This window comes from Seonamhaeicola marinus, from assembly GCF_008085455.1.
Genome location: NZ_VSDQ01000409.1, coordinates 504,082 through 524,189, shown reverse-complemented (window position 1 = coordinate 524,189; position 20,108 = coordinate 504,082). Strand labels below are relative to the sequence as shown.

The window sequence follows — 20,108 nt, the reverse complement described above, 5'->3', positions numbered from 1 at the left end:
CAAGGTCGTGCACACAGAATTAGAAAACGTTCTAACCACGTTACATTAGTGGTAGGAGCTAACAATAACACACAAGCTTAATAAGAGTATGGGACAAAAAACAAATCCAATCGGAAATCGCTTAGGAATTATCAGAGGATGGGAATCTAACTGGTACGGAGGAAACGATTATGGTGACAAACTTGCCGAAGACGATAAGATTAGAAAATACGTTCACGCGCGTTTATCTAAAGCTAGTGTAAGTAGAGTAATTATTGAGAGAACTCTTAAACTTGTAACCGTTACTATCACTACTGCTAGACCTGGTATTATTATCGGTAAAGGTGGGCAAGAGGTAGACAAGTTAAAAGAAGAGCTTAAGAAAATTACTGGAAAAGAAGTTCAGATTAACATCTTTGAAATTAAAAGACCTGAACTAGATGCGTTTTTAGTAGCATCAAGTATTGCTAGACAAATAGAAAATAGAATTTCTTACCGTCGTGCAATCAAAATGGCTATCGCTGCTACTATGCGTATGAATGCTGAGGGAATCAAAATTCAAATTAGTGGTCGTTTAAACGGTGCTGAAATGGCGCGTTCTGAGCACTATAAAGAAGGACGTATTCCTTTATCAACTTTTAGAGCCGATATTGACTATGCTTTAGTTGAAGCACATACTACTTACGGTAGATTAGGTGTTAAAGTATGGATCATGAAAGGTGAAGTATATGGTAAAAGAGAGCTTTCTCCGCTTGTTGGATTATCTAAGAAGCAAGGAAAAGGTGGAGGACGTGGAAACAAAAACCAACGTCGTAGAAAGTAATTTTTTAAAGTAAAGAAACATGTTACAGCCTAAAAGAACAAAATTTCGCAAGCAACAGAAGGGACGTATGAAAGGTCTTTCTCAAAGAGGACACCAACTTTCTAACGGTACTTTTGGAATAAAAGCTATAGATGCAACATTTATAACAGCTCGTCAAATAGAAGCTGCTCGTATTGCTGCTACTCGTTACATGAAAAGGGAAGGTCAGTTATGGATTAAAATTTTTCCAGACAAGCCTATTACAAAGAAACCTTTAGAAGTACGTATGGGTAAAGGTAAAGGTGGCGTAGAGTTATATGTAGCTGTTGTAAAACCAGGACGTGTATTATTTGAAGTTGGTGGTGTACCTTTAGAAATAGCTAAAGAAGCATTACGTTTAGCAGCTCAAAAATTACCAGTAAAAACTAAGTTTTTAATTGCTCGCGATTACGAAGCATAATAATTTAAGATTATGAAACAATCAGAAATTAAAGAATTATCTACAGCTGAGTTACAAGAGAAACTTAGTGAGACTAAAAAAAGTTATTCAGACCTAAAATTGGCTCATGCAATATCTCCTTTAGAGAATCCAATTCAGTTACGTTCAGTAAGACGTACAGTGGCTAGAATTGCTACAGAGTTAACTAAAAGAGACTTACAATAATTCTGCTGAAAGATGGAAACAAGAAATTTAAGAAAAGAACGTATAGGAGTTGTTACAAGTAACAAAATGCAGAAATCTATTGTGGTTTCTGAGGTGAAAAAAGTAAAACACCCTATGTATGGAAAATTCGTTTTAAAAACGAAGAAGTACGTTGCACACGACGAGAAAAATGACTGCAACGAAGGAGATACTGTAAGGATCATGGAAACTAGACCCTTAAGTAAATCTAAGTGTTGGAGATTAGTTGAAATAATTGAAAGAGCTAAGTAATTATGGTACAACAAGAATCAAGATTAAAAGTAGCTGATAACACTGGTGCTAAAGAAGTTTTAGTAATCCGTGTTCTAGGTGGAACAAAAAGAAGATATGCTTCTGTTGGAGATAAAGTAGTTGTGTCTGTAAAGGACGCTACTCCTAACGGAAACGTTAAAAAGAAAGCTGTTTCTACGGCTGTTGTTGTTCGTACTATAAAGGAAGTAAGAAGACCAGATGGATCTTATATTAGATTTGATGATAACGCATGTGTTTTATTAAACCCACAAGGTGAAATGAGAGGTACGCGTGTATTTGGTCCTGTTGCAAGAGAACTTCGTGATAAACAATTCATGAAGATTGTATCATTAGCGCCAGAGGTGCTTTAATACATTATTAAGATGACAAAGCTTAAAATAAAATCAGGAGATACCGTAAAAGTTATTGCTGGAGATCACAAAGGATCTGAAGGTAAAGTACAAAAGGTATTTATAGATAAGAACAAAGCCATTGTTGAAGGTGTAAATATGGTTAAGAAACATACTAAACCAAGTGCACAAAACCCTCAAGGTGGAATTGTAGAGAAAGAAGCGCCAATACACATTTCAAACTTATCATTGTTAACTTCTAATGGAGAAACAACTAGAGTAGGTTATAGAATGGAAGGCGATAAGAAAGTGAGATTTTCAGTAAAATCTAATGAAGTAATATAGTTATGGCATATTCACCAAGACTAAAAGAAGAGTATAAAAGCAGAGTAATTGCAGCTCTTACAGAAGAATTTGGATACAATAATGTAATGCAAGTTCCAAAACTAAAAAAGATAGTAATATCTAAAGGTGTTGGAGCAGCTGTTGCAGATAAGAAGTTAATTGACTACGCTGTTGAAGAGTTAACTACTATTTCAGGGCAAAAGGCTATAGCTACATTATCTAAAAAGGACGTTGCTTCTTTTAAATTACGTAAAGGAATGCCAATTGGGGCTAAAGTTACTTTACGTGGCGAAAGAATGTATGAGTTCTTAGATAGATTAGTAACTTCTGCGTTACCTCGTGTTAGAGATTTTAACGGAATTAAAGCTACTGGATTTGATGGTAGAGGTAATTATAACTTAGGTGTTACTGAGCAAATTATCTTCCCAGAAATAAACATTGATAAAGTGAATAAAATTTCTGGTATGGATATTACATTTGTAACTTCTGCAGATACAGATAAAGAAGCAAAATCATTATTAACTGAACTAGGGTTACCTTTTAAAAAGAATTAAGATATGGCTAAAGAATCAATGAAAGCCCGTGAGGTAAAGAGAGCAAAGACAGTAGCTAAATATGCAGCTAAACGTAAAGCTTTAAAAGAAGCTGGAGATTATGAAGCATTACAGAAGTTACCAAAAAATGCTTCCCCTATTCGTATGCATAATAGATGTAAATTAACAGGAAGACCTAAAGGATACATGAGACAATTTGGAATTTCTCGTGTAACGTTTAGAGAAATGGCTAATCAAGGTCTTATTCCTGGTGTTAAAAAAGCTAGTTGGTAATATTATTTAAATAATCAGATTTAAGGTTCGGTAACCAACATCGAAAACCAAAATCACAAATCAATTAATTATGTACACAGATCCAATTGCGGATTATTTGACAAGAATTAGAAATGCAGTGCGTGCTAACCACAGAGTGGTAGAGATTCCTGCTTCTAATTTAAAGAAAGACATAACTAAGATATTATTCGAACAAGGATATATTTTAAGTTATAAATTTGATGATTCTACTACTCAAGGTACAATTAAAATCGCTCTTAAATACAATAGCGAAACTAAGGAACCTGTAATTAAGAAGATTCAAAGAATAAGTAAACCAGGTTTACGTAAGTATGCTGGTGCTAAAGAACTACCTAGAATTCTTAACGGTCTTGGTATTGCTATTGTTTCTACTTCTCACGGAGTAATGACTGGTAAGCAAGCCAAGAGAGATAATGTAGGTGGAGAAGTATTATGTTACGTTTACTAATATCTAAAGGAAGAAAGAAATGAGTAGAGTAGGAAATAGTCCAGTTGCAATTCCAGATGGAGTTACTGTAGAAGTAAAAGATAACGTAATTACTGTAAAAGGTAAATTAGGAGAGTTAACACAAGAGTTCGATACTGTTGATATTAAAGTTGAAGATGGAAACGTTGCTGTTTCTCGTTCTTCTGAAGCTAAAGCTCATAAGGCTAAGCATGGTCTTTACAGGGCTTTAATCAATAATATGATTGAAGGTGTTTCTAAAGGATTCACTAAAGAATTAGAACTTGTTGGTGTTGGTTATAGAGCAAGTAATCAAGGTCAAAAACTTGATTTAGCTTTAGGTTTTTCACATAATATCATTTTAAACTTAGCTCCTGAAGTTAAGGTTGAAACTATTAGTGAAAAAGGTAAAAACCCAATCGTAAAGTTAACTTCTCATGATAAACAACTTGTAGGTCAAGTAGCTGCAAAGATTCGTGGTTTCAGAAAACCAGAGCCTTACAAAGGTAAAGGTATCAAGTTTGTTGGTGAAGAAATTAGAAGAAAAGCAGGTAAATCAGCTTAATAATTAAGTTATGGCATTGACAAAAGAACAAAGAAGACAAAGAATTAAAAACAGAATTCGTAAAGTGGTTTCTGGAACAGAAGCTAGACCAAGATTAACTGTTTTTAGAAGTAATAAAGAAATTTACGCTCAAATTATAGATGACGTTTCTGGTAAAACTATTAGCGCTGCATCTTCTAGAGATAAAGATATTGATACTGCAAAAGTAAACAAGTCTGAAGCTGCTAAATTAGTAGGTAAAGCGGTTGCTGAAAAAGCAATTAAAGCTGGAATTGAGACTATTGCTTTTGATAGAGGAGGATATTTATATCACGGTAGAGTTAAATCATTAGCTGAAGGTGCTAGAGAAGCTGGATTAAAATTTTAAGAAATTATGTATCAAAATTATAAAAGCGCAGAATTAGTAAAGCCAGGTGGATTAGATCTTAAAGATCGTTTAGTTGGTGTGCAAAGAGTTACTAAAGTAACTAAAGGTGGTAGAGCTTTTGGTTTCTCAGCAATTGTTGTGGTTGGTGATGAAGCTGGAGTTGTTGGTCAAGGTTTAGGTAAATCTAAAGATGTTGCTAGTGCAATTGCAAAAGCAGTAGAAGATGCAAAGAAAAACCTTGTTCGTATTCCAATTAGAAAAGGAACATTACCACATGAGCAAAAAGGAAAATACGGTGGAGCTAGAGTAAACATTATTCCAGCTGCTCCTGGTACCGGTGTAATTGCAGGTGGTGCTGTAAGAACTGTTTTAGAGGCTGTTGGTGTACATGATGTATTATCAAAATCTCAAGGTTCTTCTAACCCTCATAACGTAGTAAAAGCAACTTTTGATGCTTTATTACAATTAAGAGATGCTAACACTATTGCTAAGGATAGAGGTATTTCACTTGAAAAAGTTTTTAACGCTTAATTTTAGATCAATCATGGGAAAAATTAAAGTAACAAAGGTTAAAAGCGCTATCAATCGTACGCAAAGACAAAAAAGAACTTTAGAAGCTCTAGGTCTTAAAAGGATTGGACAAGTTAAAGAACACGAAGCAACACCAAATATTCTTGGAATGATTGCTAAAGTTTCACATTTAGTTTCTGTTGAAGAAGCTTAAATAATACAATACTGAAAATGAATTTAAGTAATTTAAAACCTGCACAAGGTTCAGTAAAAAACCAAGGGAAAAGAGTTGGTAGAGGACAAGGTTCTGGAAAAGGTGGTACTGCTACACGTGGTCACAAAGGAGCTAAGTCGCGTTCTGGATACTCTAAGAAATTAGGATTTGAAGGTGGTCAAATGCCGCTTCAAAGACGTGTTCCTAAATTTGGTTTTAAGAATATAAACCGTGTTGAGTATCAAGGAATCAACTTAGATACTTTACAACAGTTAGTTGATGATAAGAAAATCAAAGATACTGTAGATTTAGAAGTAATTTTATCTAACAGATTAGCTGGTAAAAATGATCTAGTTAAAATTTTAGGTAGAGGAGAATTAAAAGCTAAATTAAAAGTATCAGCACATAAGTTTACTGCATCAGCAAAAGCTGCTATCGAAGCTGCTGGAGGAGAAGCTGTAACATTATAAGACCTTATTAAAAGTATGAAGTTTATAGAATCAATAAAGAATGTTTGGAAAATTGAAGAACTAAGAAACAGAATAGTGGTAACACTTGGTCTGTTATTAGTTTATCGTTTTGGTGCTCAAGTTACCTTACCAGGTATTGATGCGGCCCAATTAACAGGACTATCTAACAACTTAAGTGGTGGTTTAGGTGGTTTATTAAATGCTTTTACAGGTGGGGCTTTAGCTAAAGCATCTGTTTTTGCATTAGGTATTATGCCATACATTTCTGCTTCTATTGTTGTACAATTAATGGGTATTGCAATACCTTATTTGCAAAAGCTTCAAAAAGAAGGTGCTAGTGGGCAAAAGAAGATAACACAAATAACACGTTGGTTAACAATTGCTATTTGTTTATTCCAATCGCCTGCTTATTTAGCTAGTTTACCAAGTTTAGGAGTACCAACAACGGCATTCTTGCTAGGTACAGGGCCTTTATTCTATTTTTCATCTATAAGTATCTTAGTTACTGGATGTATCTTTGCGATGTGGTTAGGTGAGAAAATTACTGATAAAGGTATTGGTAATGGTATCTCTCTATTAATTATGGTGGGTATTATTGCTACATTACCTCAAGCATTTGTACAAAATGCTGTAACTAGAATGGATGGTAATAATGTAATGTTGATTCTTTTTGAATTAGTAATATGGTTCGTAATTATTTTAGCGTCTATTATGTTAGTAATGGGTGTTAGAAAAATACAAGTACAATACGCAAGAAGAACTGCTTCTGGTGGTTATGAAAAAGCTGCTGCTGGTGGATCTAGACAATACATTCCTTTAAAGCTTAACGCTTCTGGGGTAATGCCAATTATCTTCGCACAAGCAATTATGTTTGTTCCAGGATTGGTAGGAGGCTCTTCTGTTATGAAAGAGACAGTAGTTGGTGCTTGGTTACAAACTAATTTTGGTCCTGGTTCAATATTCGGTTTTTGGTACAATTTAGTATTCGCTTTATTGATTATAATATTTACGTATTTCTATACAGCTATTACTGTACCAACGAACAAAATGGCGGACGATTTAAAACGTAGTGGAGGATTTATTCCTGGTATTCGTCCAGGTTCTGAAACAGGTGAGTATTTAGATAAAATAATGTCTCAAATTACATTGCCAGGTTCTGTGTTCTTAGCTCTTATTGCTGTTTTCCCAGCATTTATAGTTAAGTTGATGGATGTACAATCAGGTTGGGCATTATTTTTTGGAGGAACATCATTACTAATTATGGTAGGAGTTGCAATTGATACTATGCAACAAGTAAATTCATACTTGTTAAATAGACATTATGATGGCTTGATGAAAACGGGTAAAAATAGAAAAGCTAGCGCTTAATATATATACTATGGCAAAACAAGCAGCAATAGAACAAGACGGAACAATCATAGAAGCATTATCTAATGCTATGTTTCGTGTTGAGTTAGAAAATGGTCACATTGTGACTGCTCATATTTCTGGAAAAATGCGTATGCACTACATTAAATTGTTACCAGGAGATAAAGTAAAATTAGAAATGAGTCCTTACGATTTAACTAAGGCTCGTATAACTTATAGATACTAACAAGATGAAAGTAAGAGCATCAGTTAAAAAAAGAAGCGCAGATTGTAAAATAGTGCGTAGAAAAGGGAGACTTTATGTAATTAACAAAAAGAATCCTAGGTTTAAACAAAGACAAGGTTAAAAAAGAGTCATTAGTTTTTTAGACGTTAGATGAATCTGTTCGAAATCGAAAGGTTTAGGATTCTAACAACTAAAAGCTAACAACTAGAAACTAAAAACAATATGGCAAGAATTGCAGGTGTAGACATACCTAAAAACAAAAGAGGAGTAATCTCTTTAACTTATATCTACGGAGTAGGTAAAAGTAGAGCTCAAGAAATTTTAGCAACAGCTAAAGTTGATGAGAACATAAAAGTTCAAGATTGGAATGACGACCAAATCAGTGGTATTCGTGAAGCTATTGGAGCTTATACTATTGAAGGTGAATTACGTTCTGAAACTCAATTAAACATTAAACGTTTAATGGATATAGGATGCCAAAGAGGTATTCGTCACAGAGCTGGTTTACCATTAAGAGGTCAGCGTACTAAGAACAACTCTAGAACGAGAAAAGGAAGAAGAAAAACTGTAGCAAACAAGAAAAAAGCATAATAAATCATGGCAAAGACAAGTACTAAAAAACGTAAAGTTATCGTTGAGTCTGTTGGAGAAGCTCATGTTACTGCTTCTTTCAATAATATCATTATTTCACTTACCAACAAAAAAGGAGATGTTATTTCATGGTCTTCTGCTGGTAAGATGGGATTTAGAGGATCTAAGAAAAACACACCTTACGCTGCTCAATTAGCTGCTGAAGATGCTGCATCTGTGGCTCAAGAAGCTGGATTGAAAAAGGTAAAGGTTTATGTTAAAGGTCCTGGAAACGGTAGAGAATCTGCTATTCGTTCTATTCACAATGCTGGTATAGAGGTAACAGAAATTATTGATGTTACTCCATTACCACATAATGGATGTAGACCTCCAAAACGTAGAAGAGTATAATCACCTATTATTGTGATTATTAGAATATAAAATTAATATCATCTGTTAATCAGATGGTATTAATTTTTTGCATATATTTGCAGACTTTTAAAAATAAAATAACAAGTATCAACAAGAGGTAACAGAGTTATCGAAGGATAAGATTAAGACCTTAATTCATAACTCCTCTTAAAAACAATTAGAAATGGCAAGATATACTGGTCCTAAAACTAAAATAGCTAGAAAATTTGGTGAAGCTATTTTCGGAGAAGATAAATCTTTCGAAAAAAGAAATTATCCTCCAGGTCAACACGGAAACAACAGAAGACGTGGTAAAAAATCTGAGTACGCTATCCAATTAGCAGAAAAGCAAAAAGCAAAATACACTTACGGTGTTTTAGAGCGTCAATTTAGAGGCTTATTTAAAAAAGCAAGAGCTGCACAAGGAATTACTGGTGAAGTGCTTTTACAATTATGTGAGTCTAGATTAGATAACGTTGTGTACCGTATGGGAATTTCTCCTTCAAGAAGTGGTGCTAGACAATTAGTATCTCATAGACACATTACAGTTAATGGTAACTTAGTAAATATTCCTTCGTACCAATTAAAAGCTGGAGATGTTGTAGCTGTAAGAGAAAAATCTAAGTCTTTAGAGGTTATTCAAAATTCTTTAGCTAATTCATCAAATGTATACGAATGGATTACTTGGAATAATGATACTAAAGAAGGAACTTATGTATCAGTTCCTGCAAGAATTCAAATTCCAGAGAACATCAACGAGCAATTCATCGTCGAGTTATACTCTAAATAATAAATTAACAACATTGGTATTTGGCCAAAGGGTTTATTTGTACTTCTTCAAACTTATAAACCGCGCAACTAAATAACAATTAAAACGAAGAAACAAACATATGGCAGTATTTAATTTTCAGAAGCCCGACAAAGTAATCATGATTGATTCAACAGATTTTGAAGGGAAATTCGAATTTCGTCCTTTAGAACCTGGTTATGGATTAACAGTTGGTAATGCACTAAGAAGAGTATTATTATCTTCTTTAGAAGGTTTTGCTATCACTTCAGTTAGAATTGAAGGTGTAGATCATGAGTTTTCAGCTATAGCTGGTGTCGTAGAAGATGTTACAGAAATCATTCTTAACTTAAAACAAATTCGTTTTAAAAGACAGATTGATGATATAGATAACGAATCTGTTTCAATTTCTATTTCTGGACAAGAAAGAATTACAGCTGGTGATTTCCAAAAGTTTATTTCTGGATTCCAAGTGTTAAATACAGAATTAGTAATCTGTAACTTAGATCCTAAAGTAAATCTTAACATGGAAATTACAATAGAAAAAGGTAGAGGTTACGTGCCTGCAGAAGAAAATAAAAAAGCTGCTGCACCAGTAGGAACTATCTTTACTGATTCTGTTTATACACCAATTAAAAATGTTAAGTATAGTATTGAAAACTATCGTGTTGAACAAAAGACTGACTACGAAAAATTAGTTTTTGAAATCATCACAGATGGATCTATTACGCCACAGGATGCTTTAACAGAAGGTGCTAAAACATTAATTCACCACTTCATGTTATTCTCTGATGAGAGAATAACATTAGAGGCTGATGAAATTGCACAAACTGAAACATATGATGAGGAATCATTACACATGCGTCAGTTATTAAAAACTAAGTTAATTGATATGGACTTATCTGTTCGTGCTCTTAACTGTTTAAAAGCTGCAGAAGTAGATACTTTAGGAGACTTAGTATCGTTCAATAAAAATGACTTAATGAAATTCAGAAACTTCGGTAAGAAGTCTTTAACTGAGCTAGAAGAGCTTGTAAACGTTAAAGGTTTAAACTTCGGAATGGATTTAAGCAAATATAAATTAGACAAAGACTAATTTTAGTCATAATTATTAATCATATTTTGCTCCCACAGTAGTGTGGTTTGGTAGCAAGATGATAAAACAAATGTCATGAGACACGGAAAAAAAATCAACCATTTAGGTAGAAAAACTGCTCACAGAAAGGCAATGTTAGCTAATATGGCTTGTTCTTTAATAGAGCACAAACGTATTAACACTACTGTTGCTAAGGCAAAAGCTTTAAAGAAGTTCGTAGAGCCATTAGTAACTAAATCTAAAGAAGATACAACGCATAACAGACGTCTTGTTTTTGCTAAATTAAGACAGAAGGATGCAGTAACTGAATTATTTAGAGATGTTGCTGTAAAAGTTGGTGACAGACCAGGTGGTTACACAAGAATCATTAAGTTAGGAAACCGTTTAGGTGATAACGCTGATATGGCTATGATAGAGCTTGTAGATTACAACGAAATTTACAACGCAGATAAGCCTAAGAAGAAAACTACAAGAAGAAGTAGAAGAGGTGGTAGTAAACCAGCCGCTGCTCCTGTAGTTGAAACAGCATCTAACGAAGAAGAGGAATAAATGTTAATAAGCATTTAATATATTAAGGATAAACTATTTTTAGTTTATCCTTTTTTTTTGAATTTTTGTAAAACTTTTTTAAGCGTTACCCGTGGAGTTAGTATTTAAGTAGTTAAGCATCGAAATTAATCGAGAAGACTATAAAAATGGCTAACGCTTAACATAATAGCAAATAAATGAAGTATCAGAAAAAACAAGATGCCGTAGTTCTTTTAGCAGACGGCACGATTTTTTACGGAAAAGCAGTAGGAAACAAGCAAGGAACTGCATTTGGTGAAGTGTGTTTTAATACAGGTATGACTGGCTACCAGGAAATATTTACAGACCCTTCCTATTTTGGTCAATTAATGGTGGCTACAAATGCGCACATTGGTAACTATGGTACTAATGCAGATGAAGTAGAATCAGATTCTATTAAAATTGCTGGTTTAATAGTTAAAAACTTTAGTTACGATTATTCTCGTGCAGCAGCGGATGAATCTTTAGAAGACTTTTTAGATAAGAACAATTTATTAGCCATCTCTGATGTAGATACTAGAGCATTGGTAAGCTACATTAGAGAAAATGGAGCTATGAATGCTGTTATTAGTACGGAGGTTGATAATATAGAAGGCCTTAAAAAGCAACTAGCTGATGTACCTAGTATGGAAGGATTGGAATTAGCTTCAAAAGTATCAACTAAGGAACCATATTATTTTGGAGATGAAAATGCTACGTACAAGGTGTCTGCTCTAGATATTGGAATTAAGAAAAACATTTTAAGAAACATTGCACAAAGAGATGTTTATATTAAGGTATTTCCGTATGATTCTAAATTTGAGGATTTAGAGGCTTTCAATCCAGACGGTTACTTCTTATCTAATGGACCTGGAGATCCAGAACCATTGGTAGAGGCGCAAGCAGTTGCCAAGGAAATCATTAAAAGAGATTTACCATTATTTGGAATTTGTTTAGGTCACCAAGTTATTGCAATAGCAAATGGTGTTTCTACATACAAAATGCATAATGGGCATAGAGGGATTAATCATCCTGTAAAGAATCTTAAAACGGGTAAAGGAGAAATTACATCACAAAATCATGGTTTTGCTGTAAATAGGGAAGAAGCAGAAGCCAACGGTGATTTGGAAATAACACATGTGCACTTAAATGACGATACAGTTGCTGGATTAGCAATGAAAAACAAAAATGTATTTTCTGTGCAGTATCACCCAGAGGCTAGTCCTGGACCACACGATTCCTCTTATTTGTTCGATCAATTTGTAGAGAATATCAAAAAGAAATAATTACTTATAAGCCTTTTAAAATTTAGTTTTTTTAAGGCTTATATTTTACTAAAACGTTATAGGTGTCAATTTCATAGATTATTGAAAAACATCTAAAAAAAGAGAAGATTTAACACTAAATTTGAAGTATAAAATTAAAGTAAAAATAAACTAAGTTATGAGTTCAATTATTAATATTCATGCTAGACAGATTCTAGATTCTAGAGGGAATCCAACTGTAGAGGTAGACGTTGTTACAGAGAATAATGTTTTAGGTAGAGCTGCTGTTCCTTCAGGAGCTTCAACAGGAGAGCACGAAGCGGTAGAGCTAAGAGATGGTGGAGATAAATTTATGGGTAAAGGTGTTTCTAAAGCTGTTGAAAATGTAAATACTGTTATAGCTGAGGAGCTTTTAGGAGTTTCTGTTTTTGAACAAAACTTAATCGATCAATTAATGATTGATTTAGATGGTACACCAAACAAATCTAAATTAGGAGCTAATGCCATTTTAGGAGTGTCTTTAGCAGTAGCTAAAGCAGCGGCAGCCGAATTAGGGTTACCATTATATCGTTATGTAGGAGGTGTTTCTGCTAACACACTTCCAGTACCAATGATGAATATCATTAATGGAGGATCTCATAGTGACGCACCAATTGCATTTCAAGAGTTTATGATTATGCCTGTAAAAGCTGAAACTTTTACACATGCAATGCAAATGGGTACAGAGATTTTTCACCATTTAAAGAAAGTATTACACGATAGAGATTTAAGTACTGCTGTAGGAGATGAAGGTGGTTTTGCGCCAAACTTAGCAGGTGGTACAGAAGACGCTTTAGATACTATTGCTAAAGCTGTTGAAAATGCAGGTTACAAATTTGGTGACGAAATAATGATTGCTTTGGATTGTGCTTCTGCCGAGTTCTATGTTGATGGTAAATACGATTACACTAAGTTCGAAGGAGATAAAGGTGTGGTAAGAACATCAGAAGAACAAGCTACTTACTTAGCTGAATTATGTGAAAAATATCCAATCATTTCTATAGAAGATGGTATGGATGAAAACGATTGGGATGGATGGAAGTCTTTAACAGATAAAGTTGGTGATAAAGTACAGTTGGTAGGTGATGACTTATTCGTAACTAACGTAGAGCGTTTATCTAGAGGTATTGAGAATGGTATTGCAAACTCAATATTAATTAAGGTAAATCAAATTGGATCTTTAACTGAGACTATTGCAGCGGTAAATATGGCTAAAAATGCTGGTTATACTTCGGTAATGTCGCACAGATCTGGTGAGACAGAAGATAATACTATTGCAGATTTAGCGGTTGCTTTAAACTGTGGTCAAATTAAAACTGGTTCAGCTTCAAGATCTGACCGTATGGCTAAGTACAATCAATTATTAAGAATTGAAGAAGAGCTTGCCGATGTGGCTTATTTTCCAAAAGAAAAAGCATTTAAAATTAAGTAGTATTACTTAGTTTTATTTTTAATACTTAAAAAGCGATTATTTTTAAATAATCGCTTTTTTTTGCTATCAATTTTATCAATATTTCAATTTGGTAAACCAATGGTTGTAGTGCTTTAAAAATCCTTATATATTTTGTAAATTAGCGCTCCGCTTAAACAAAATAAAATTACGTAAACTTATGGCAAAAACCGCAACCTTAGAAATAGAAGGTAAAAAATATGAGTTTCCTTTAATAGAAGGATCAGAGAAAGAAATTGCAATAGATGTTAAGAGTCTTAGAGGTGCTACAGGTGGTTACATTACTCTAGATTCTGGATACAAGAACACAGGGTCTTGTGAAAGTGCGGTTACTTTTTTAGATGGAGAAAAAGGTATTTTAAGATATAGAGGATATTCTATTGAAGAATTAGCGGAAAAAGCAGACTTTTTAGAAGTAGCTTATTTATTAATATTTGGAGAATTACCAACAGCTGCTCAATTAACAAAGTTCCATGATGATATTATGGACAATTCAATTGTTGACGAGGATGTTCATAGAATTCTAGATGCATTTCCAAAGAATGCTCACCCAATGGGAGTTTTATCTTCTTTAACTAGTGGATTAATTGCATTCCACCCTTCTTCAGTAAATGTAGATTCAGAAGAAGAAATGTATCATGCCATTGTTAGAATATTAGGGCAGTTCCCTGTTCTTGTGGCTTGGGTAATGCGTAAAAAGAAAGGTTTACCACTTAATTATGGATCTAAGAAGTTAGGGTATGTAGATAACATGATGAAAATGATGTTTGAACAACCTATTGAAGATTATGAAATGAATAAGGTGGTTAGGGATGCTTTAGATAAATTATTAATCTTACATGCAGATCATGAGCAAAACTGTTCTACGTCAACAGTTAGAATAGTAGGATCGTCTCATGCCGGATTATTCGCTTCACTTTCTGCTGGTATCTCAGCGCTTTGGGGACCATTGCATGGAGGAGCTAACCAAGCTGTATTGGAAATGCTAGAAGCTATTAAAGCTGATGGAGGTGATACCAAAAAATATATGGCTAAGGCTAAGGATAAATCAGATCCATTCCGTTTAATGGGATTCGGACATAGAGTTTACAAGAACTTTGATCCTAGAGCAAGAATTATTAAGGTAGCTGCAGATGAAGTGCTAAGTGATTTGGGCGTTGTAGACCCTATATTAGATATAGCTAAAGGTTTAGAACAAGAAGCATTAACCGATCAATATTTTATTGATAGAAGGTTATATCCTAATGTAGATTTCTATTCGGGAATCATTTATAGAGCTATGGGAATTCCAGTTGAAATGTTTACTGTAATGTTTGCCCTTGGTAGGTTACCTGGTTGGATTGCACAATGGAGAGAGATGCGTTTACGTAAGGAACCAATTGGTAGACCAAGACAACTTTATATTGGTGAAACTGAAAGAAGTTTTAAACCAATCGCTGAAAGATAAAACATATTTATTTTTAAAAAATTGTTAAGCTTCATGTATTTTACATGAAGCTTTTCTGTTTTTTAGCCATATTTTTAGGAATTTTATAAAATTCACTTTTTTTATTCTTAGTTTTGCCCTTTTAAAATTCGATTTGTGAAACTAAATATTAAGAACGAAACGTCTAGATTAAGAGCGGTAATTTTGGGAACAGCAGAAAGTTGTGGACCAATTCCGAAAGTAGAAGATTGTTATGATCCTAAGAGTGTGGAACATGTTTTAGCTGGAACTTACCCCAAGGAGTCTGATATGATTTTGGAAATGGAAGAAGTTGCCAAAGTTTTAAAAAAATATGATGTTACGGTTTACAGACCAGATGTTCTAAGAGACTGTAATCAAATCTTTTCTAGAGATATTGCTTTTGTTATTGAAGATAAAATTATTAGAGCTAATATCTTACCCGATAGGGATAAAGAAATAGAAGCCATTAGGTATGTTTGGAATAAAATAGATAAGCTTAAAAGAATTATTTTACCCGAAGAATGCCATGTTGAAGGTGGTGACGTAATGCCTTGGAATGATTATATCTTTATTGGTACCTATACAGGAGAAGACTATCCAGATATTATTACCGCAAGAACTAACAAAGCAGCTGTAGATGCCATAAAAGCATTATTTCCAAATAAAACAGTAAAGTCTTTTGAACTAAGAAAATCTAACACTAATGCAAAAGAGAATGCCTTACATTTAGACTGTTGTTTTCAACCTATAGGAAAAGATAAAGCTATTATTCATAAAAATGGGTTTTTAGTGGAAAGCGAGTATCAATGGTTGGTAGATTTCTTTGGTAAGGAAAATGTTTTTGAGATTACTAAAGATGAAATGTATGATATGTTTAGTAATGTCTTTTCGATTTCGGAGGATGTTATAATTTCTGAAAAGAACTTTACAAGATTAAATAACTGGTTAAGAGAACAAGGTTTTACCGTTGAAGAAGTGCCCTATGCAGAAATTAGTAAACAAGAAGGGTTACTTCGTTGTACAACTATGCCTTTAATTAGAGATTAAAAATGCAACAAACAACAAACACAATTTTAATGGTGCGTCCTATTAATTTTAGGATGAATGAACAAACTGCTGTAAATAATTATTACCAAAAGGTGATGGATAGCCTGTTACCTGCTTCTGTGAATAAAAAGGCACAAGAAGAGTTTGATAACTATGTTTCTAAACTTAGATCTTTTGGTGTAAATGTAGTAGTTGTTAATGATAACAATGATTTTGATACTCCAGATTCAATTTTTCCTAACAATTGGATTTCTTTTCATGAAGATGGTACGGTTGCCCTGTATCCGATGTTTGCTGAAAACAGAAGAAAGGAACGACGAGAAGATATTTTAGAAACACTTGAGTCATCAGGTTTAAAAATAGAAAATATTGTAGATTATACTTCGGCAGAAGAGGAAGATGTGTTTTTAGAAGGTACTGGAAGTATTATTTTAGATAGAGTAAATAGAAAGGCATATTGCGCTTTATCGGCAAGAGCAGATGAGGGTCTGTTTATAGAATTTTGCGAAGATTTTGAGTATGACCCAGTGGTTTTTACAGCCAACCAAACGGTTAATGGAGCACGTAAAGCCATATATCATACTAATGTAATGATGTGTGTAGCAGAGACGTTTTCTATTGTTTGTCTTGACGCTATAGACGATAAAAAGGAGCGTAAAAACCTTGTTAAACAATTAAAGGAAAGCGGAAAAGAAGTTATAGCTATAACCGAACCTCAAGTGAACTGTTTTGCTGGTAATATGTTGCAAGTAAAAGGTACACATGATAAGCTATTCTTAGTTATGAGTCAAGCTGCTTTTGATAGCTTAACTACCGCTCAAATTAAACAAATTGAGAAGCATTGTGAAATAATTTCGAGTTCTCTAGACACCATTGAAGCTTGCGGAGGCGGAAGTGCAAGATGTATGATGGCCGAAGTGTTTTTGCCTAAGGCTTAACTAGTTTAATTTGTTAAAAATGTAAGCCCCTTTGGTAGCTCCCCAAACATGGTTGCCAATAGAGTCAAAACCACGATCCCAGGATAATACTTTTTCGGAGGTGATTTCAACTTCACTTGTTGCAAAACTAGCTCCTCGTAAAGAGCTTTCACAAGATCTTTCGCCAGTTGAACCTTTAAAGTGGTTATCGCCTAGGCGCTTTAAAATTACTTCGCAGCCTTTTCTTATCTTAATAGAAGTGGGAGCAATGGAAACGAAGGCCAGTGGTGTTTTCCATTTTCCAATCCAAAGAGAATCAGAAGGAAGTGTATAAATAGCCGATTTAAAAGTGCTGTCGGATGCCCTTGTAACTTCATAGATACGTTGTCTATATGGTCTGTTCTGCATGCTGTTTAAAGCTTGCTCCACATATAAGTAGTTTCCTTTATCTTTCCAGATAGGATACATATGCAAGGAGATATTGTAATATGTAGAATCTGCTTTGGCTTGAATTTCAGAATTAAAAGACCCTTGCATCAAACCAAATAATTCATTTAATTCGGTGTCAATTTTAGGAGCTTGTTCTTTTTGTTTGCAACCAACTATAGTCACAATCAATAAAAGGAAAAGTGATTTTTTCAAAGTAAAACGTATTTTAAGAATCGCTAGGTCTAGACTTTGGTAACTGAACATAGAATGTGCTTCCCACATTAACTGTACTTTCAACCCAAATTTTACCATGATTTAGTTCTACCAATTCTTTACAAATAGAAAGTCCTAAACCTGTACCTTTTTCATTACTAGTACCCATTGTTGTAAAGGAAGTGTTTTTAAACAACTTCTCCAAATTCTCTTTAGATATGCCAATACCCGTATCGGCAATACTAATAATACAACTGCCATTACTAATATGGTTCGATATGGTTATGGTATCACCACTTTTGGTAAATTTAATGGCATTTGCCAATAGGTTCTGAACAACTATTTCGAACATACTTCTATCAGCATAAGCAAAGTCTCTTAGGGAATGGTCTACTAAGGTAATGCCTTTGCTTTCCATACGCTGTTCTACTAGTTTAATCTTATCTTCGAATACCTCTTGTATATCAAATAAACTAGGTTTGGGTTCCAGAGACTGCATTTGAGATTTAGACCAGTTAAGTAAATTAAAAAGTAGTAAAGATGCATTATTAGCATTTTCACTTAACTCCGGAATTAAATTATCAAACTCTTCTCTAGATAAAGCACCGTCCCTTAATAATTCTATAAAGCCATTAATAGAAGAAAGAGAATCTTTAAGATCATGAGATACAATAGAGAAGAGTTTATCTTTTACATTATTTACATTTTCAAGATGTTTGGTCTGTTCTTGGAATGCCTTGTTTTGCATTTCAATTTTCAGATTTTTTTCTTCTAACTCTTGGGTGTATTTAATGTTACTATTTCGTTTTAAATATATGAGTACCAAAAAGGTTGAAACAATGGCAAGGGCAGCTAACAAACCATAAAAGATAAGCTTAAATTTATTAAACTTATCCAGATCGCTTGTGTTATAAACACTTTTTGGGTTAAGACTTTCGTTTTCTGTTTTTACAACAGGTTCAATTGGTTCAACTTCTTCAGGAGTTGTTTCAATAGCTTTTTGAGTTTCTAATACATTTTTAGTTTGTTCAGATTCAATTTTACTTTTTAAATCATAATACCTTCGCTGCCAAACAAAAGCTCGGGCAAATTCTTTTTTCGTTGAATCTAGAGCCTTCCTTAACCTATAGTTTTTTAAAAGTTGTTCTTGGTTGTCTAGCTTTCTAGCAAGGGCAGTAGCTTCACTCAATTGTTTTTCGGCAGTTTTCAGTCGCTCTTTTTGTATATTAAGATCACCTAAACTGTTAAGCACCGTTAGATAGTTGTTGTCTTTTTTTCTTAAAGTAACATTATACCCACCAACTAAATACTTTTGAGCTTGTTCGTAATCTTTAAATAAAAGATACTCATCACCAAGTTTAGGATAGATAGAGCCTTTAACAGAGTCGTTTTTTACATTTGCCAAAACCTCTTCATAATAGGTAATGGCTTTTTTGTGTTCTTCTTTTAAGGAATATAAATCTCCTAAGTAACTATTAGAAATATTTACGCCATATTGATCTCCTAAAACTTGTTGGGCACTAAGTGCTTTTTCAAAAAACTCAATAGCCTTGTTATTTGCTCCTACATTAAGATATGCTTTGGCCAAATTACTATAAGCATCTTTTAAGTCATGAGATAGCTCTTGCTTTTCTAAAGCTTTTATAGAAGCTAAGGAATATCTTAAACCTTTTGTATAGTTACCGCGTTTAATTTCAATTTGGCCTATACTGTTGTTAACTCTGGCAAGGTTTAAGGTATCATTTAATTGGCTAAATAAACTTATTGCTCTATTATAACCGCTAAGTGCATTAATATAATCGTCTTTTTTTGCAAAAATTAAGGCTTTGTAGTATGCAATCTCTGCGGTTCCTTTTTCGTAACTAATATTACTGGCAAGTTTTTCGTTTTGTTGAATATGCTTTAAAGCTCTATCATATTCTTTAATGTCAAAAAGAGCTTTTATAAGTTTTAAAGAGGTGTCTACTTTAGTGGAGTCTTGTTTTTGGTAAGCTAATTCTATAATAAGACTATCAATGTCTTTAGTTTGGCCAAAACCAAACCACATTGAAAGTAACATAATTAAAGTAATTATTCTCCTCATAAATTATAAATTACACCACAATAAAACAACCACAAAAGTGTCTTATTTTGAGGGAAAAGTAAGATTACTTTATTAAACTGTGATAACTTTTTATTTTTGTTTTACTTCAGACTAAATCTGAACTTCTAATAGCTTTACAAAACAAAATTTCAAAAAAGACATTTCAAAATCTAATTTTTAAGTTTTAATGCCAATAAATCAGATGAAATGAAGTCCAAAAATAAGGCTAAAAATCGACGAATAGATAAACGGCAGAAATCTTGGGAAAACTACACTTTTATCGATGAAATGCACGTTACTTTCATGAACTTTAGACGAATTTTTTTAACTATTTGTATTTGAATGATTTGATGTATTTCAAGCTTCAAAAAGGTATAATTTTTTA

At 33.5% G+C, this 20,108-nt stretch carries 29 protein-coding genes and 1 pseudogene; 28 read left to right on the top strand and 2 right to left on the bottom strand.

What is annotated here, in order from left to right; genetic code table 11:
• The 28 genes and pseudogenes from FUA24_RS07400 to ctlX form a co-directional block, all read left to right on the top strand.
• A pseudogene (locus FUA24_RS07400) lies at positions 1-81 on the top strand (50S ribosomal protein L22); the annotation flags it as partial.
• A gap of 7 nt (positions 82-88) precedes the next feature.
• Positions 89-802 carry a 30S ribosomal protein S3 gene (gene rpsC, locus FUA24_RS07395; protein ID WP_148541080.1) on the top strand — a complete coding sequence of 238 codons (714 nt, stop codon included), beginning with the start codon at positions 89-91 and terminating at the stop codon, positions 800-802.
• A gap of 19 nt (positions 803-821) precedes the next feature.
• Complete coding sequence (gene rplP / locus FUA24_RS07390) at positions 822-1,241, top strand: 50S ribosomal protein L16 (RefSeq protein WP_148541078.1); 420 nt, start codon at positions 822-824, stop codon at positions 1,239-1,241.
• Positions 1,242-1,253: 12 nt separating this feature from the next.
• Entirely contained in the window at positions 1,254-1,445 is a 192-nt protein-coding gene (gene rpmC, locus FUA24_RS07385; RefSeq protein ID WP_148541076.1) for a 50S ribosomal protein L29, read from the top strand.
• A gap of 12 nt (positions 1,446-1,457) precedes the next feature.
• Positions 1,458-1,715 carry a 30S ribosomal protein S17 gene (gene rpsQ / locus FUA24_RS07380; RefSeq protein ID WP_044626931.1) on the top strand — a complete coding sequence of 86 codons (258 nt, stop codon included), beginning with the start codon at positions 1,458-1,460 and terminating at the stop codon, positions 1,713-1,715.
• A gap of 2 nt (positions 1,716-1,717) precedes the next feature.
• On the top strand, positions 1,718-2,086 hold the full coding sequence (rplN, locus tag FUA24_RS07375; protein WP_148541074.1) for a 50S ribosomal protein L14: 369 nt from the start codon (positions 1,718-1,720) through the stop codon (positions 2,084-2,086).
• 12 nt (positions 2,087-2,098) lie between these two features.
• Complete coding sequence (gene rplX, locus FUA24_RS07370) at positions 2,099-2,410, top strand: 50S ribosomal protein L24 (protein ID WP_148541072.1); 312 nt, start codon at positions 2,099-2,101, stop codon at positions 2,408-2,410.
• Positions 2,411-2,412: 2 nt separating this feature from the next.
• On the top strand, positions 2,413-2,964 hold the full coding sequence (gene rplE / locus FUA24_RS07365) for a 50S ribosomal protein L5 (protein WP_148541070.1): 552 nt from the start codon (positions 2,413-2,415) through the stop codon (positions 2,962-2,964).
• 3 nt (positions 2,965-2,967) lie between these two features.
• On the top strand, positions 2,968-3,237 hold the full coding sequence (gene rpsN / locus FUA24_RS07360; protein WP_115463222.1) for a 30S ribosomal protein S14: 270 nt from the start codon (positions 2,968-2,970) through the stop codon (positions 3,235-3,237).
• A gap of 70 nt (positions 3,238-3,307) precedes the next feature.
• Positions 3,308-3,706 carry a 30S ribosomal protein S8 gene (gene rpsH / locus FUA24_RS07355; protein ID WP_148541068.1) on the top strand — a complete coding sequence of 133 codons (399 nt, stop codon included), beginning with the start codon at positions 3,308-3,310 and terminating at the stop codon, positions 3,704-3,706.
• Positions 3,707-3,725: 19 nt separating this feature from the next.
• Positions 3,726-4,268, top strand: a complete 543-nt coding sequence (gene rplF / locus FUA24_RS07350; RefSeq protein WP_148541066.1) for a 50S ribosomal protein L6 — start codon at positions 3,726-3,728, stop codon at positions 4,266-4,268.
• Positions 4,269-4,278: 10 nt separating this feature from the next.
• Positions 4,279-4,635, top strand: a complete 357-nt coding sequence (rplR, locus tag FUA24_RS07345; RefSeq protein WP_148541065.1) for a 50S ribosomal protein L18 — start codon at positions 4,279-4,281, stop codon at positions 4,633-4,635.
• Between the two features lie 6 nt (positions 4,636-4,641).
• On the top strand, positions 4,642-5,166 hold the full coding sequence (rpsE, locus tag FUA24_RS07340; RefSeq protein ID WP_116038977.1) for a 30S ribosomal protein S5: 525 nt from the start codon (positions 4,642-4,644) through the stop codon (positions 5,164-5,166).
• A 13-nt stretch (positions 5,167-5,179) separates the two neighbouring features.
• Positions 5,180-5,359: a 50S ribosomal protein L30 gene (gene rpmD, locus FUA24_RS07335; RefSeq protein ID WP_147135356.1), complete on the top strand. Its 180-nt coding sequence runs from the start codon at positions 5,180-5,182 to the stop codon at positions 5,357-5,359.
• Between the two features lie 17 nt (positions 5,360-5,376).
• Positions 5,377-5,829, top strand: a complete 453-nt coding sequence (gene rplO / locus FUA24_RS07330) for a 50S ribosomal protein L15 (protein WP_148541063.1) — start codon at positions 5,377-5,379, stop codon at positions 5,827-5,829.
• A gap of 15 nt (positions 5,830-5,844) precedes the next feature.
• Positions 5,845-7,197, top strand: coding sequence for a preprotein translocase subunit SecY (gene secY / locus FUA24_RS07325; protein WP_148541061.1), 1,353 nt, complete (start codon positions 5,845-5,847; stop codon positions 7,195-7,197).
• A 10-nt stretch (positions 7,198-7,207) separates the two neighbouring features.
• The gene (gene infA / locus FUA24_RS07320) at positions 7,208-7,423 is read left to right on the top strand and encodes a translation initiation factor IF-1 (RefSeq protein ID WP_007094967.1); all 216 of its coding nucleotides are present in this window, start codon (positions 7,208-7,210) and stop codon (positions 7,421-7,423) included.
• A 4-nt stretch (positions 7,424-7,427) separates the two neighbouring features.
• Complete coding sequence (ykgO, locus tag FUA24_RS07315; protein WP_013305171.1) at positions 7,428-7,544, top strand: type B 50S ribosomal protein L36; 117 nt, start codon at positions 7,428-7,430, stop codon at positions 7,542-7,544.
• 101 nt (positions 7,545-7,645) lie between these two features.
• Positions 7,646-8,014 (top strand): 30S ribosomal protein S13, encoded by a 369-nt coding sequence (rpsM, locus tag FUA24_RS07310; RefSeq protein WP_148541059.1) that lies wholly within the window; start codon positions 7,646-7,648, stop codon positions 8,012-8,014.
• A 6-nt stretch (positions 8,015-8,020) separates the two neighbouring features.
• Positions 8,021-8,404 carry a 30S ribosomal protein S11 gene (rpsK, locus tag FUA24_RS07305; RefSeq protein ID WP_148541056.1) on the top strand — a complete coding sequence of 128 codons (384 nt, stop codon included), beginning with the start codon at positions 8,021-8,023 and terminating at the stop codon, positions 8,402-8,404.
• 184 nt (positions 8,405-8,588) lie between these two features.
• Entirely contained in the window at positions 8,589-9,194 is a 606-nt protein-coding gene (gene rpsD, locus FUA24_RS07300) for a 30S ribosomal protein S4 (protein ID WP_148541054.1), read from the top strand.
• A 100-nt stretch (positions 9,195-9,294) separates the two neighbouring features.
• The gene (locus FUA24_RS07295) at positions 9,295-10,287 is read left to right on the top strand and encodes a DNA-directed RNA polymerase subunit alpha (RefSeq protein WP_148541052.1); all 993 of its coding nucleotides are present in this window, start codon (positions 9,295-9,297) and stop codon (positions 10,285-10,287) included.
• A 75-nt stretch (positions 10,288-10,362) separates the two neighbouring features.
• The gene (rplQ, locus tag FUA24_RS07290) at positions 10,363-10,836 is read left to right on the top strand and encodes a 50S ribosomal protein L17 (protein WP_148541050.1); all 474 of its coding nucleotides are present in this window, start codon (positions 10,363-10,365) and stop codon (positions 10,834-10,836) included.
• Positions 10,837-11,012: 176 nt separating this feature from the next.
• Positions 11,013-12,119, top strand: coding sequence for a glutamine-hydrolyzing carbamoyl-phosphate synthase small subunit (gene carA, locus FUA24_RS07285; RefSeq protein ID WP_148541048.1), 1,107 nt, complete (start codon positions 11,013-11,015; stop codon positions 12,117-12,119).
• A gap of 157 nt (positions 12,120-12,276) precedes the next feature.
• Entirely contained in the window at positions 12,277-13,569 is a 1,293-nt protein-coding gene (gene eno / locus FUA24_RS07280; RefSeq protein WP_148541046.1) for a phosphopyruvate hydratase, read from the top strand.
• Positions 13,570-13,747: 178 nt separating this feature from the next.
• Entirely contained in the window at positions 13,748-15,034 is a 1,287-nt protein-coding gene (locus FUA24_RS07275) for a citrate synthase (RefSeq protein WP_148541044.1), read from the top strand.
• 135 nt (positions 15,035-15,169) lie between these two features.
• Positions 15,170-16,081, top strand: a complete 912-nt coding sequence (locus FUA24_RS07270) for a dimethylarginine dimethylaminohydrolase family protein (protein WP_148541042.1) — start codon at positions 15,170-15,172, stop codon at positions 16,079-16,081.
• A gap of 2 nt (positions 16,082-16,083) precedes the next feature.
• Positions 16,084-17,019: a citrulline utilization hydrolase CtlX gene (gene ctlX / locus FUA24_RS07265; RefSeq protein WP_148541040.1), complete on the top strand. Its 936-nt coding sequence runs from the start codon at positions 16,084-16,086 to the stop codon at positions 17,017-17,019.
• On the opposite strand, the gene FUA24_RS07260 is transcribed toward ctlX, so the two are convergent.
• Positions 17,020-17,640, bottom strand: coding sequence for a chromophore lyase CpcT/CpeT (locus FUA24_RS07260; protein ID WP_187388202.1), 621 nt, complete (start codon positions 17,638-17,640; stop codon positions 17,020-17,022).
• Between the two features lie 13 nt (positions 17,641-17,653).
• Complete coding sequence (locus FUA24_RS07255) at positions 17,654-19,723, bottom strand: tetratricopeptide repeat-containing sensor histidine kinase (protein WP_148541036.1); 2,070 nt, start codon at positions 19,721-19,723, stop codon at positions 17,654-17,656.
• Between the last annotated feature and the right edge of the window lie 385 nt (positions 19,724-20,108).